This window comes from Kordia sp. (assembly GCF_022447245.1).
Taxonomy (GTDB): domain Bacteria; phylum Bacteroidota; class Bacteroidia; order Flavobacteriales; family Flavobacteriaceae; genus Kordia.
Map to the genome: position 1 here is coordinate 96,752 of NZ_JAKVBC010000011.1, position 14,122 is coordinate 110,873.

The following is a 14,122-nucleotide window of genomic DNA, read 5'->3' on the forward strand; positions in this document are numbered from 1 at the left end:
ACAGATATTGAAATTTACATCAAAAAAAAAGCCTACATTGATTAGAGTTTTGTATAAACTCCAAAAAACAAGTTTAGAGCTAACAGATTGATCAAGGATCTGTCCAAATACAAACGTGAATTTGTACTGACAGCTTGCTTTTACAACCATGACTCACTCTTTTTAATTAAATTAACGTTGAGTTTATCAAAAATAAAAACCAATGTAGGCAGTAACCTATTTATATTTTAAAGAACTTATGAACTAAGCTGCGCTTTCAGTAAATCGTCGAGCGCTTTTAGCTTCTCTTCTAATGCTGTTTGATTTGCGTCTTTATCTATAGCTTTTTGTTCTACTTGAGCTGCAAATTGTAAAGCACACATTGCCAAAACATCTTGCTTATCTCTTACAGCGTAGCTTTGCTCAAATTGTTTAATCATTGCTTCTATTCTTTTAGCCGCTTTCCGCAATCCTTCTTCTTGGCCTGCCGAAATGGTTAAAGGATAGACTCTATCCGCAATAGAAAGCTTTATTTTGAGCTTGTTATCCATAGTTGTAAAGAACTGTCTTATTTATTCAGCCAATTGTGCAATACAATGGTCAATTTGCCGAATTAATGTATTTATTTTAAGCTTAGCTTCTTTTTTGTTGTTATCACTGCCAAGCATTGAATTTGCAATTTTTAACGTGTTATACTTTTCTTCCCATTGAGAGATTTCTTGGTGTAAACGTTGTGTTTCTTCCTTTGAATTCGCTAATTCCTGATGCAATTGTTGATTTTTTTGCTCCAAAACTTCAAGTCTGTGAAGCATTTTACTCACTCTATTCTCAAGAGAATCAACGATTTTCAAAGTACTGCTCATTACATTTTTATTCAATGCGTATGGATACAAATTTAACATTCATAAAATTAGTTCGCAAGGGTTTTGACTATTATTTAAAGTAATACTTTAAGATTCCTACTTTTTTTTGGTGCAGTTTTTGAATTTAAACATTCCAAATTAACTAAGTATTAGCTATTTTAGCTTTTCGAAACGCATTTTTGATTTATGTACAGACTATTTTATATTTTTTTATTTTTCTTTTCCTTAGGCTTTTCACAAAACAAAATTATCAACACCGATTTTAGATCGCCACTTGATATTCCTATTATTTTATCGGGAACTTTTGGTGAATTGAGAAGCAATCATTTTCATTCTGGAATCGACATTAAAACAAAACAGAAAGAAGGTTTTGAAGTTTTTGCGATTGGCGATGGCCATATTTCTCGTATTAAAATTCAACATTGGGGATTTGGTAACGCATTGTATATTACACATTCAAATGCATATACGTCTGTGTATGCACATTTAAAAAATTGTCTCCAAAGCTTGAAGCATATTTAAAAAAACAACAATACAACAAAGAAAGTTATGCCATTCAACTGTATCCAAAACCTACGGAATTGGTTGTAAAGAAAGGAGAAGTGATTGCTTATTCTGGAAATAGTGGTTCTTCTGGCGGACCGCATTTGCACTTTGAAATTCGCGATGCAGCTTCCAAACCAATGAATCCGATGCTATTTGGAATTGAAGTGAAAGATTCACACAATCCTACTGTAAATGGTGTATACGCGTATGCACTCTCTAAAGATGCTCAGGTAAATGCTTCTAATAAAATTGTACAGTTACAATTGAAAAAAGGAAAAGAGAAAAATTCGTATACTGCATCCAAAATATATGCTTCTGGAGAAATTGGCTTAGGAATCAACTCGTATGACCGACAAGATTTAGCATTTAATAAAAATGGTGTATATAAAGTGGAAACTTATGTAAATGGAGCAAAGAATTTTAGTTATACCTTTAATAAGTTCTCTTTTGGAGAATCAAGATATATCAATACATTGATTGATTATGCTCGTTTTAAAACACTAAAACAACGTGTACAACGCTGTTTTGTAACGCCTGCTAATCAACTAAGTATCTATGACAATGAGATTGACAACGGACGTATTCTTATCGAAGAAGGAAAAGAATATACGGTGGTTTTAAAAGTGAAAGATTTTAAGGACAATGTTACTACGATTACGGTTCCAATTGTCGGTAAAAAACAAAAAATCACACAAAAGCGAAAAGAGAATATCACCAAACATTTGGTAACACGTAACGCAGAACATTCCTTCAAAGAAGGTGATGTTAGCATATATATTCCTAAAAGTACTTTTTATGAAGATTTTTATTTCGATTTATCAAAAGATAAAAAAGGACGTTACAACATTCATAATGATAAAGTCCCTGCACACAAAAACTTCACAATTTCGTTTGATGTTTCCAAGTATTCCGCAAAAGAGCGCAAACAGTTATTTATTGCAAGTCTGAATCGAAAGAAGAAACCTTCATACAGTAAAACAAAAAAGAAAGGTACAAAGTTTACCACAAGCACTAAAAGTTTAGGTACTTATTTCCTTTCTAAAGATTCTGTTCCACCAAAAGTGAAACCGATCAATTTTTCAAAAGATAAATGGATTTCCAGCAAAAAATACTTAAAGGTAAAAGTTAGTGACGATCTTTCTGGCGTTCGCAGTTTTCGTGGAACCATTAACGGAAAGTGGATTTTATTTGAATATGATCCTAAAAAAGGCATGCTTACCTACGATTTTAACGATATTAAATTTGCTGAAGCAAAACATAATTTAAAGTTGATCGTTACCGATAATGTTGGAAATAATACTACTTTTACCAGCACATTTTATAGAAAAACTAAAAACTGATACTATTGAAACCCAAACGTTGTATACTTTTCTTGAGTTTTTTACTGTTCGCAAGCGTTATGTTGGCGCAAACAGGAACCGTTAGAGGAGTTATTTTAGATGATAATAAACAACCGATTGACGCGGTAAATATTAAAGCTTCTACAGGAACAGGAACACAAACCAATAAGAATGGTTTTTTTAAAATTACAATTCCTGCTAATGAAAAGGTTACCTTAACATTTACACATATTGCTCACAAACCCATTATTATAACAGTTGCGCTGAAAAACGGTGAAGATTATGATTTCTTTCCCGTAATGTCTACTACTGCTGAACAAATTGGTGAGATTGTTTTAGACTCGCGTAAACGAAAAGCCGTACAAGGTATCGAAACGCTTTCTGCCGAGACAGTTCGTTTGATTCCTGGGGCAACTCCTGGTGTGGAAAATTTATTGAAATCGCTTCCTGGTGTCAGTGGTAATAATGAGTTAAGTACTCAGTATTCAGTTCGTGGTGGAAACTATGATGAAAACTTGGTGTATGTAAATGAAATTGAAGTATATCGTCCGTTTTTGATTCGTTCAGGACAACAAGAAGGTTTGAGTTTTGTGAATACTGATTTGGTTCAGAATGTAGATTTTTCTGCAGGTGGATTTCAAGCCAAATTTGGTGACAAATTATCTTCTGTTTTAGATATTACTTATAAAAGACCATCTCGCTTTGGTGGAAGAGTCAATTTGAGTCTCCTTGGAGGAAGCGCTTCTATTGAAACCGCAAGCAATGATAGTAAGTTTACAACGATTTCTGGAATTCGTTACCGTGATAATAGTTTATTAGTAAATAGTAAACAAACTGAAACGAATTTTAGACCGCGATTTACAGATTTTCAAACTTATATGACCTATAAGTTTTCAGATAAGTTCCATTTGAGCTTTTTAGGAAATGTTTCTTTTAATGACTACGATTATCAACCATTAACACGTCAAACGAATTTTGGAACATTACAAGACCCTATTGCCTTGTTGATTTTTTATCAAGGGCAAGAAGAAGATCGTTTCCGTACGTATTTTGGAGCGTTTAAAGCAAATTATTTCTTGAATGATGATGTTACGTTGAAATTTATCGCTTCTACCTATCATACTACAGAACAAGAACATTTTGACATTTTTGCACAGTATCGATTAGGAGAAGTAAACACGAATATTGGTGATGAAAATCTAGGAGATGTTGAATTTAGTGAAGGAATTGGTTCGCAATTGAATCATGGGCGAAATGATTTAGATGCCTTAATTGTAAATGTAGAGCATAAAGGAACCTATGAAATTGAAGAAAACGAAAATCAAGTAGATTGGGGATTGAAATATACACGTGAAGATATTCGTGACCGGTTGATTGAATGGGAAGTAATAGATTCTGCAGGTTTTTCAATTCGTCCTCCACGACCTGATTTTATAAACAATCAGCCGTATGATGCTTTTGAAGGTCCATTAGAACCTTTCCAATCAATTCGTGCTCGTAACAATACACAAATCGATCGTATTTCAGGATATGCACAATGGAGTAAGCAGTCTATGATTGGTGAACATGAGTTGTATACCAATATTGGTGTTCGTGCACATAGTTGGACAGTAAATGGTGACGGAATCCAAAGCAAAACACAAGCTGTGGTAAGCCCAAGAGCACAAATTGCTCTTAAACCAAAATGGGAACAAGATATGTTGTTCCGTTTATCAGGAGGCTTTTATCATCAACCACCTTTTTACAGAGAATTGCGTGGACCAGATGGCGTAGTAAATCCGAATGTAAAGGCACAACAATCTATTCATGTTGTTTTAGGAAATGATTATAGTTTTAAGTTATGGGACAGACCATTTAAGTTAACTACAGAAGCTTATTATAAAAACTTATCTGATGTAAATGCGTATACAATTGAAAACGTACGTATTCGATACAGAGCGGATAATAATGCCAAAGCTTTTGCTTATGGATTGGATATGCGTTTGAATGGAGAGTTTGTACCTGGAACTGAAAGTTGGGTAAGTTTTGGGTATTTAAAAACAGAAGAAAACATCAATAATCGTGGTTTTATCAGAAGACCAACGGATCAACGTTTAAAATTTGCAGTTTTATTTCAAGATTATATGCGTAAGATTCCAAATTTGAAATTATACCTTAATTTAACATACAATACAGGATTACCTGGTGGATCGCCAAGTTATTCTGATCCATATTTATTCCAAAGTGTGTTACCAGATTATAAGCGTGCTGACGTAGGATTCTCGTATGTTTTAGTTGATAAAGACAGACAATTTGAAAGTGGTTGGCTATCTGCATTCAAAGAATTGAATGTTGGTTTTGAGATTTTCAACGTGTTTGATGCACAAAACTCGATTACAAATACTTGGGTCCGAGATGTATATACCAAGCGTCAATTTGGAATACCGAATTTCTTAACGGGTCGTGTGTTTAATGTTAAAATGGGGATGCGATTCTAGGTATAGGGATTAGGTATTGGGTTTTAGGTGTTGGGTGTTAGTGCTCATTCATTACCAAGATATCATTGTAATTTGAAAAAGAATTGATTGTGAAAAAGATTGTTATTGTATTACTATTATGTTGTTTTGGGATTCAACAAAGCAATGGACAGAAAAAGATTTATGTAAGTGATAAGTTTGAAACACTTTCAAAAGATCACAAAATCATTGCAATTCTTCCTTTTCAAACGACTCTAAATCTGAAGTCAAAAGATAAAACTTATACCAAAGCACAAATTCAAGAATTGGAAGAACGCGAAGGTGTTGCTGTACAAGGAGCCTTGGAAAGTTACTTTTTGAATAGAAAACGTAAGAAGAAGTTAAAAATTGAATTCCAAGATATCAATACAACCAATCGTCTGCTACGAAAAGCTGATGTTACTGCCGAAGATATGGATATCTATTCACCGCAAGAATTGTGTAAGATTTTAAAAGTAGATGCTGTTATTAGTGGTTCATTAACCTCTCGCCTAGTACTTTCAAAAGATATCGATACTTCATTCGATTTGATTACCTATTTAAAAGGAAAGTCTGATTACGGGAAAATCATTATTAAATTAAGTGATAAAACTACGGGGAAATTATTGTGGCGTTACGAGAAAACCATCAACCGTAAATCTGGAAAAAACACGCAAAATATCATTAGTAGAATGATGCGAAAAGCTAGTAGAAAGTTTCCGTATGAGGAGAAGCGATAAACTGCTACTTCATCCGAAATAAGAACTTCTTTTAAAGGACTCCTTTTCATTCTTTAGCAGCTGCACTAAATATAGTAAAAATTAAAATAACCGAAATTCCTATATTTGAGCGTTGAAATCACTTGACGTAAAGATGTCGTTATTATGACGTAATCAGTAATTATGATTCCTATATACATTTGCTGAAACCAAAAACATCATTCAAAATGGAAACAAAAGATTTAGCAAAAAGAGTAAAAGAATTAAGAGCTTTACGAGGAATGTCTCAAGAATATTTGGCAGAAGAATCACGCGTAAGCTTACGTACCATCCAAAGAATTGAAAACAACGAATCTGTACCAACTGGCGAAACCATTAAAAGAATTGCCAATGCTTTAGATGTGCAATTATCGGAACTTACAGGTACCAGTTATATTCTTGAAACAAATGATTTAAAAGCAACTATTATCTATCTTAAAAAGCAACTTTCTAAAACCAATAAAAAAGCAGAAATCAAAACTTTTGAAAAGTTTATATCATTGTTAGAAAAATTAAAGGAAAGAGAATTAAGTAGCGAACAAAAAGAAGGTATTGAAAGTTATATTCAGTATTTGGAACTTGAAAAAATTCCATCGTTTAGTAACGACCTATACAAGCAGAAATTGACAAAATTCAAAAAGTATCTAAAAAACAACTTAGGCTTTTTACCTGCTAATTTTTATACAACTTGGATTGCAAGTTTTGCTATTTCATTTGCAATTGCTTTTGCTGTGCAGAAAAATATAGACCTATATATCAAAATTGGTATTATTTCGGCTGCTATACTACTGATTGGAATTGGAATACTAATCGATTTAAAAATGAAACGGCAAAAACGTTCTTTCAATTTTTGATTGCAACTAATCACATTTGGACTTAATTCATTCGGAACAAGCCATATTTTAAAATACAATAGATCGCTCGGACACCATCTTTCCAACCGATTTTTTTCCCTTCGTTATAACGTCTGCTTTCATACGAAATAGAGACTTCTTGTAAACGAATTCCTTTGATTCTTGAAATTTTTGCAGTAATCTCTGGTTCTAAGCCAAAACGTTTTTCCGTTATACGAATAGATTGCACCATTTGAGTATTGAGCAACTTGTAACAGGTTTCCATGTCTGTAAGTTTCAAACCTGAAAACAAATTTGAGAGAAACGTTAAAAACTTATTTGCATTGTAATGCCAAAAATAAGACGTGCGTTTCTCTTGCTTGTTTAGAAAACGGGAACCATAGACAATATCTGCGACATCATCCAAAATAGGTTGTAAAAGTAGATTGTATTCTTCTGGATTGTATTCTAAATCTGCATCTTGAATAATCAAATATTCACCTGTAGCTTTAAAAATTCCTGTTGCTATAGAAGCGCCTTTTCCTTGGTTTTTTCCATGTTCAAAGAATTGTATGTCTAAGGAAGGATTTTCATTCATAAACGCATGTACCAACTCTTTTGAATCATCTTGCGAGCCATCATCTACAATAACAAACTCTTTTTTGATATTTTCAATCAACTGTACAGCTTTGATTCTGTCTAAAATGAAGCGAACTGTAGCAGCTTCATTATACACAGGAATAATGATAGAGAGTTTAGTTAGCTTCATTGATCTCTTCTATTTTTTTATTGTTCCTGTAGATACTTTTTTCAATGATGGTTCCATTTCTATCTTTTTTCACCACTTCTCCATTCAACTTTCCATTTTCCCAAATACCTTTTAAGCTTTCACCATTGTTAAAAAATACAGCTCCTTCACCATGTCTGACATCATTTTTCCATTGCCCAATATATTTTTGTCCATCTTCCCAAACATAAGTTCCCAAACCATTTCGTTTTTCATTTTTCCAATCGCCCCAATAGCCTAATTCTGGCGTAAATTTCATTAAATAGGTATTTGGATTTGGCAACTGTAAGACTGTTTTAAATTTATTCGGATACCGATCTATTACCGGCACTAAATATTTACTTGTAGATGAATATCCTAATTGTTCAACTACTACATAAGCTACTTTTTTTTGTTTTAAATATTCTATTTGCGCTTCTTTATCAAGTGTTTTTTGATAACTAGTTACATTCTTTTTTGAAAAGAGATAAAATAATCCTTCTTTTCGCACTACTGTAATTGCATCTTTATCAGCATTCTTATTGATCCATTCTGCCAAAGCGAAATAGTTTTTATAATTATCCGCATATTCTAAAGTTGCTTTTTCGTTCAATTTAGAAATAGAGGCATCACCATAGATAATAGCCCAAATACTTAGTATTAGTACGCTTATTGAAATTAATACAACCTTTGATTGCTTTTTTAATAGGATTGCTTGAAACAATATTACAACTTCTATCAGACTAAAAATTAGCAGAAAAATACACAACGGAATAAGTGGTACAAAAAAACGCGTTCCATCCCATACACTTGGCCATATCATGAGCAAACCGAAAAACGCTAACATGTAAAAAAATATAAAAGTTCTGAAGTTTTTTAATCTATAAACTCCAAACATAATTCCTCCTAAAATTAAAATTCCTAATAACCACTCTGTCATAAAAGAAGTAGTATCTGAGTACATAATTTTTTTGACAGAAACCAAGCCTGAAGGAATTTCTTTAGTTATGTAACGTTCAATATTTATAAAAACTCGGTGGCATATATCTATAAAATCTGCTTGTCCAAGTTCAGGTTGATATGGGTTTTTTAACGATAATTGTGATACATACGTGTTTCCAACCGCGTTCATGTTTCTTATCATCCATGGCAGATAAAATAGGATAAATCCACCTGCCAAAGTAAGGGCATAACGCCAGTGTTTTTTGGAACCTAAATAACAAATTATACTTATCAATAATGCCAATCCAACAGAACGTATATAGAATGAAAATACCACACAAATCAACAGTAAGAAGAAATGTCTGTTTTTTAAAATAGGTTTTGAAAAATCTATTTTTGAGAAGAGCCATATACACAATAAAGAGAAAAATAGAAACGGAATTTCACTCATCATTATGGTAGAATAACTTAAAATATGATAATTCAATAATGTAATGATACTTGTCGCAAAAGCTATGTGATCGTTTTGGGAGAGTCGTTTTACAATAAAGAACAAAAGTAAAATAGCGCCTAACAGAAATACTCCATTTAGTATTTTAACGGCTACAATGTCACTTGAAAATAGTTTAACTATACCAGCAATAAGTACTGGATAACCCGGTGGATAATGATAATGTGCTTCTTTTTGAAAATGTTGAATATTGGTATATCCTTCTCCTTTAGCAAGTGCATTTCCTAAAATGTAGTAATTAGCATTATCGCCTCCCAAACTCACTTTTTCATCAAAAATAGTACTGTAAATCGCAAAAAAAGCAATGATCAACGTAAGAACGTATATAATTCTAATGCGTTGTGGATGAGATGCAAAGGATTTGATCATATTGGTTTTGACGTTTCAAACGCATTGTCTTGATTGGTGCTTCAATATAAAGATATTATTAAAATTAACCGTGAGAGTTAGCCTTAAATATGAATACAAAAAAAAGCGAAGCCATTTCTGAACTCGCTTTTCTTTTAGTTTTTTATGAGGAGCTGAATCAAGTTTCGATTGACGTTTTATTTTAGGAGTTTGCGTATTCGTGCAATGTTTGCACTACGTAGTCAATTTCTTCTTTAGTATTGAATTTTGAGAAAGAAAAACGCAATGAAGGCTTTTCTAAATCTTCATCACTCAAAATAGCTCTTAATACATGTGAACCTTTGCTACTACCGGATTGACAAGCACTTCCTTTAGAGCAAGCAATTCCTTTTAAGTCCATATGAAATAACAACATCAAGGCTTTTTGCTGGTCAAATGGCAAACATACGTTCACCAAAGTATAAGTACTTTTAGTAGTTTCGTGACAGTTTCCATTGAATTTTACTTCTGGCAATACTTTCTTAAGTGCTGACATGAAGTAAGACTTCAATTCTTCTACATAACTCTTTTCTTCTTCCAAGTTGTCATAAGCCAAGCGAAATGCTTCTTCTAAACCTACAACATTGTGCACAGCTTCCGTTCCTGCGCGGAATCCACGTTCTTGTGATCCTCCAAAAATTAAAGGTTTTAATCCTGAATCTTTTCTAATGAATGCAAAACCAATTCCTTTTGGTCCGTGAAATTTATGTGCTGCAGCAGCCATAAAATCTACGGAAGTTTTTTGTACATCCCATTCAAAATGTCCGATAGACTGTACTGTATCTGAATGAAACAAAGCACCATATTCTTTACAAATAGCAGCTACTTTATCTACATCTAAAAGATTTCCTATTTCATTATTTACATGCATTAAACTCACTAATTTTTTAGAGCTATCTGCTTTTAGTAATGCTTCTAAATCTTCATAATCTGGTGTTCCGCACGATTGTAATTTTACATAGGCTACTTTTATATCGCTTTCTACACGCAATTGTTCTACCGTATGTAAAACGGCATGATGCTCAATTGGGGAAGTAATAATTGTAGTTACACCTAAATCTCTTACCGAACAACGTAGCGCCATATTATCAGCTTCCGTTCCTCCTGAAGTAAAAATAATTTCTTGCGGAGAAGCGTTTAAATATTTAGCAATGGTTTTACGTGCCGTTTCAATAAGCGTCTTAGAGGAACGCCCAAAACTATGTGTTGAGGATGGGTTTCCAAAATTTTCTTCTAGCGATTTCTTGATACGATCTACAACCTCTGGTCGAATTTGTGTCGTTGCTGCGCTATCAAAATATACGTTTTTCATTTAGTTATGTTTGTAAATTGGGTTGGTTGGCTTAAAAGATCAACAAAAATAGGGGAAATAAAATTATTAACAAGAAGTTTGGATATAAATAGAGTTTTCTTAATACATTTGTTTACGAATTTGATAGAAAATATAATTGTACCTTTTTATGAAAAAAATAGTGCTGCTTTTTGTACTCGCGTTTACATTTTTTAGTTGTGATGATGGAGATTTAACTTTGGAAGAAATTGATTTAACAACTGGTTCTACTGTTGATGCGTGTTCAGATCAATCGGGAGTTACATTATTGTTTAAAATTAATGGTGCAGAAACATTAATTCTGGAAGTTCCAAATGATATAATTATCAATGAAGTTACCGAAGATTCAGACACGCCACGAACTGCCACTCTAAGTGGTGATGCTTCTAGTTTCTACCGCAGCTTTGAAAGCAATATTAGTAATAGTTATTTTTGCGATCAATTGCCTTCTGACACTCCCATTACTTTAGAATATACCGCACAATCAGGAAGTGTGGAAGTCATTACCGTAGAAGCTTTTAATGAAGAAAATGTTTTAATAGGATATGATCATACAATCCTCTTAACCAATGTTGTATACACAGGAACTAACGGACAAGATATTCGTTATGGAGAATTTCCGTATGGAACTTTTAGAACGGCTTTACCGTAACTATTAAGTCAGAATTCTTATATTTTCCAATAAACCTAAAAATTGAGAAACCTCAACATCTGTTTTACAACTAATGATATTTCTGTTTTTTCCATTCGTCAATACCAACGCATAGCGTTTTTTACCAAATACCTTCTTTGTTTTGAGTCTTTTGATTTTATGAACAGGTATTTCTTTAGTAAATGATTGCTTAAAACAGAATAATAACATCGCTACTATAGAAATAACTGCTATATCTATCTACAGGTAATCAAGTTGTCTATATGTAGAGATTAATCGTTTTGTTAATTGAGTAATGGCATTAAAAAGATTCAAAACCATAGCGAAATACACTAACATATGCTGGTATTTAAGTCCATCATTTATTTATAGTGACTGATTATTTTCGTTGTATTTGACACTCATTTTTATTTTTAAACATTAGTCAATTTTCACCCCATTTTCATTTAGATACTTATGCTTTTCTTGTATACTTTGAACATTCGTATTTAAATCTAAAAAGACATTATCATATAATTCTCGTGGAATTTTTAATTTTTGGGCTTTCATTGCAAATTCTTTTGATTTTTCATTGATCTGCTTCCTAAGTTTATCAAGCTTAGGACCAATAAATTTCTGAATTTTAATTGGAGCTACACCTGCCTTTAATAACCTGACACCTTTATTATAAAAATGTATAGAAGAATCCATGAGTTGTTCTATTTCAGCTTTAAAATCATCAATTTTTGCTTGTTTACCAGTTTTGGATTCTGTACATGAGAACTGTACAATACATGCTAGTAATAGGATGAAAATATTTTTTTTCACAGTGATAGGTAACAATTTAATAATCATTTAGGATTCTGGTAAATATACACTTCTGTTGCTCCCGAACCATATTTTTGATAGTTGGCATCATAGTATTTTACATTGTCGTAACGACCAAACAAGTATTCCAACTCTTGTCGCAATACACCAGCACCAACTCCGTGAATAAAAACTACTTTCGGAATGCGTTTTCTAATGGCAAATTCCAGTTGCCGTTTTGCAGTGTCAGTCTGCAAAGTAAGCATATCATAATTGCTCATGCCTTTGTTCGATTTAGTAAGTTGATGTATGTGCAAATCGACTTCCAAAATTGTTTCTATACGTTCTTTTCTAGTTTTTTCTATAGTTCGTTTTGGCTTTTTTGCGGCTTCTTTTTCTTGTAATGCGTTGTATATTTTTTGATTGGACAATTCGCGTGAAATTTCATCCAAAGATACTTTTACCAATTCAGAGGCTTCAAAATTTAATGGAAAACCTTCATTTGTCTCTATGGTAACTGTATTACCGTTAACAGCTTGCACAACTCCTGCAATGACATCATCAATTGCCTCTACCTTATCTCCTACTTGAAAACTCATGATTCTTACTTTAGAATTGCCTTTGTATCAGCAATAATTTATTTACAAAAATAACACGAGAAAGTACATTATCCAACCATTACGTCCTCATCTACTTTCTGTTTTTTTCGATAAACAGATGGAGTCATGCCTGCAATATTTTTAAACGCATTGTTAAAGGCTGATTTTGATTTAAAACCTACTTTTTCACTTATGGCTTCAATAGTGTAATTTTTATATTGATTTGATACTAAAAGTTTCTTAGATTTTTCTACTCTAAAAGAATTTACGTAAGATGAAAAGTTTTGTCCAAATTCAGAATTCAAAATTTGAGAGACATATTTACTATTAGAATTTACCATTTTCGAAAATTCATAAATGGTTAATGTATTATTTAAATAAGCCTCTTCTACTTCCATTGCGATTGAAATGTCATTAATAAGGGTTTCGTTTTTTTGCACTTTTTGCATCTTTTTTTTGCCCACAGGGTCTTGCTGATTTACTTTAGAATTCTCTTCAAGTGCGAGTAGTTTTGCCTTCTTTTGTCGCATTCCACGTATACCTACAAATAACAAATAACTCATTAGGAAAACAATGAATGGTATATACTTAACTTTTCCTGAAATACTATTTATAACATAAGTTGACAAAATAAAAATGATGTATCCTATTACAAAATGTAGAATCCAGCGAATGCTAATACCATCGTAATAGGAATAAATTTCTTTGGAACGTTTTGTATAATACGAGTACGCTTTAAATATACTGTAGATGTAGTAAATATTAATCAATGGAAATATAAATAATATTGCTACATAATTACTGTAATTCATAACTACGACTGAAACTTCAAAACTAAAGCTTTCTTGATCTTGACTAAATGTAAGGTAGAAAAAACACAATGTGTTGATAACAAATAAAATTAAAGGAAGGAAAAAATGAATTATAGGTTTCTCTTTTGCTTTATAATTCAAATCAGATAGGCTAAGTACATATAAATAAATGATTGGCGGTACTGCTAATAGCCCTACATAAAACATCAATGATAAATAGTTAATTAGAGAAATCAAAAATTGATTTTCAAAATCATCTGCCACAAAAACCATTGTTAGTAACAACAAAATAAATATTCCAAAATAACTGCCCAATAATAGGGAAGATTTTGTTTTTTTTTGTATATTTTGTATGTTAAATCTTATAAAAAAGTAACTCGCAATACAAATGGGTATGATTAAAAGGGCTCTAAACATTTTTTAAGTAATATGTTAATAAATTAAATATTTTATGTATAAAGTCAAAAAAAATAACAAAAAAATAACAAAAAATGTAGCGATTCACGGAATCAATGTATATTAAACCGAAATCAGTACATCGTTA

At 32.2% G+C, this 14,122-nt stretch carries 14 protein-coding genes and 1 other RNA gene; 6 read left to right on the forward strand and 9 right to left on the reverse strand.

The window, feature by feature from the left end:
• Positions 1 to 55: 55 nt before the first annotated feature.
• From ssrS to MK119_RS09590, 3 genes are all read right to left on the reverse strand, one after another.
• Positions 56 to 183: non-coding RNA, 6S RNA (ssrS, locus tag MK119_RS09580), on the reverse strand.
• Between the two features lie 53 nt (positions 184 to 236).
• Positions 237 to 530 carry a cell division protein ZapA gene (locus MK119_RS09585; RefSeq protein ID WP_290677577.1) on the reverse strand — a complete coding sequence of 98 codons (294 nt, stop codon included), beginning with the start codon at positions 528 to 530 and terminating at the stop codon, positions 237 to 239.
• A 21-nt stretch (positions 531 to 551) separates the two neighbouring features.
• Positions 552 to 842 carry a hypothetical protein gene (locus MK119_RS09590; protein ID WP_290677736.1) on the reverse strand — a complete coding sequence of 97 codons (291 nt, stop codon included), beginning with the start codon at positions 840 to 842 and terminating at the stop codon, positions 552 to 554.
• A 186-nt stretch (positions 843 to 1,028) separates the two neighbouring features.
• Here MK119_RS09590 and MK119_RS09595 point away from each other — a divergent pair, with 186 nt between their 5' ends.
• From MK119_RS09595 to MK119_RS09615, 5 genes are all read left to right on the forward strand, one after another.
• Complete coding sequence (locus MK119_RS09595; protein WP_290677580.1) at positions 1,029 to 1,364, forward strand: peptidoglycan DD-metalloendopeptidase family protein; 336 nt, start codon at positions 1,029 to 1,031, stop codon at positions 1,362 to 1,364.
• Positions 1,337 to 2,728 carry a peptidoglycan DD-metalloendopeptidase family protein gene (locus MK119_RS09600; protein WP_290677583.1) on the forward strand — a complete coding sequence of 464 codons (1,392 nt, stop codon included), beginning with the start codon at positions 1,337 to 1,339 and terminating at the stop codon, positions 2,726 to 2,728. The genes MK119_RS09595 and MK119_RS09600 overlap by 28 nt, the downstream gene beginning before the upstream one ends.
• A gap of 59 nt (positions 2,729 to 2,787) precedes the next feature.
• Positions 2,788 to 5,205 (forward strand): TonB-dependent receptor, encoded by a 2,418-nt coding sequence (locus tag MK119_RS09605; protein WP_290677739.1) that lies wholly within the window; start codon positions 2,788 to 2,790, stop codon positions 5,203 to 5,205.
• 89 nt (positions 5,206 to 5,294) lie between these two features.
• The gene (locus MK119_RS09610) at positions 5,295 to 5,942 is read left to right on the forward strand and encodes a hypothetical protein (protein WP_290677586.1); all 648 of its coding nucleotides are present in this window, start codon (positions 5,295 to 5,297) and stop codon (positions 5,940 to 5,942) included.
• 206 nt (positions 5,943 to 6,148) lie between these two features.
• Entirely contained in the window at positions 6,149 to 6,814 is a 666-nt protein-coding gene (locus tag MK119_RS09615; protein WP_290677589.1) for a helix-turn-helix domain-containing protein, read from the forward strand.
• Between the two features lie 22 nt (positions 6,815 to 6,836).
• Here MK119_RS09615 and MK119_RS09620 read toward each other — a convergent pair whose 3' ends face one another.
• The 3 genes from MK119_RS09620 to MK119_RS09630 form a co-directional block, all read right to left on the reverse strand.
• Positions 6,837 to 7,562: a glycosyltransferase family 2 protein gene (locus MK119_RS09620; RefSeq protein WP_290677592.1), complete on the reverse strand. Its 726-nt coding sequence runs from the start codon at positions 7,560 to 7,562 to the stop codon at positions 6,837 to 6,839.
• The gene (locus MK119_RS09625) at positions 7,549 to 9,381 is read right to left on the reverse strand and encodes a glycosyltransferase family 39 protein (RefSeq protein ID WP_290677595.1); all 1,833 of its coding nucleotides are present in this window, start codon (positions 9,379 to 9,381) and stop codon (positions 7,549 to 7,551) included. Before MK119_RS09625 ends, MK119_RS09620 begins: the two co-directional genes overlap by 14 nt.
• A 181-nt stretch (positions 9,382 to 9,562) precedes the next feature.
• Positions 9,563 to 10,711, reverse strand: a complete 1,149-nt coding sequence (locus MK119_RS09630) for a cysteine desulfurase family protein (protein ID WP_290677598.1) — start codon at positions 10,709 to 10,711, stop codon at positions 9,563 to 9,565.
• A gap of 148 nt (positions 10,712 to 10,859) precedes the next feature.
• On the opposite strand from MK119_RS09630, the gene MK119_RS09635 reads away from it, so the two are divergent.
• A complete protein-coding gene (locus tag MK119_RS09635) occupies positions 10,860 to 11,381 on the forward strand; it encodes a hypothetical protein (protein ID WP_290677601.1) in 522 nt (173 codons plus the stop codon).
• A gap of 420 nt (positions 11,382 to 11,801) precedes the next feature.
• Here MK119_RS09635 and MK119_RS09640 read toward each other — a convergent pair whose 3' ends face one another.
• From MK119_RS09640 to MK119_RS09650, 3 genes are all read right to left on the reverse strand, one after another.
• Complete coding sequence (locus tag MK119_RS09640; RefSeq protein ID WP_290677604.1) at positions 11,802 to 12,188, reverse strand: hypothetical protein; 387 nt, start codon at positions 12,186 to 12,188, stop codon at positions 11,802 to 11,804.
• 23 nt (positions 12,189 to 12,211) lie between these two features.
• Positions 12,212 to 12,766 carry a Smr/MutS family protein gene (locus tag MK119_RS09645; RefSeq protein WP_290677607.1) on the reverse strand — a complete coding sequence of 185 codons (555 nt, stop codon included), beginning with the start codon at positions 12,764 to 12,766 and terminating at the stop codon, positions 12,212 to 12,214.
• A 68-nt stretch (positions 12,767 to 12,834) separates the two neighbouring features.
• A complete protein-coding gene (locus tag MK119_RS09650) occupies positions 12,835 to 13,842 on the reverse strand; it encodes an AraC family transcriptional regulator (RefSeq protein ID WP_290677610.1) in 1,008 nt (335 codons plus the stop codon).
• Between the last annotated feature and the right edge of the window lie 280 nt (positions 13,843 to 14,122).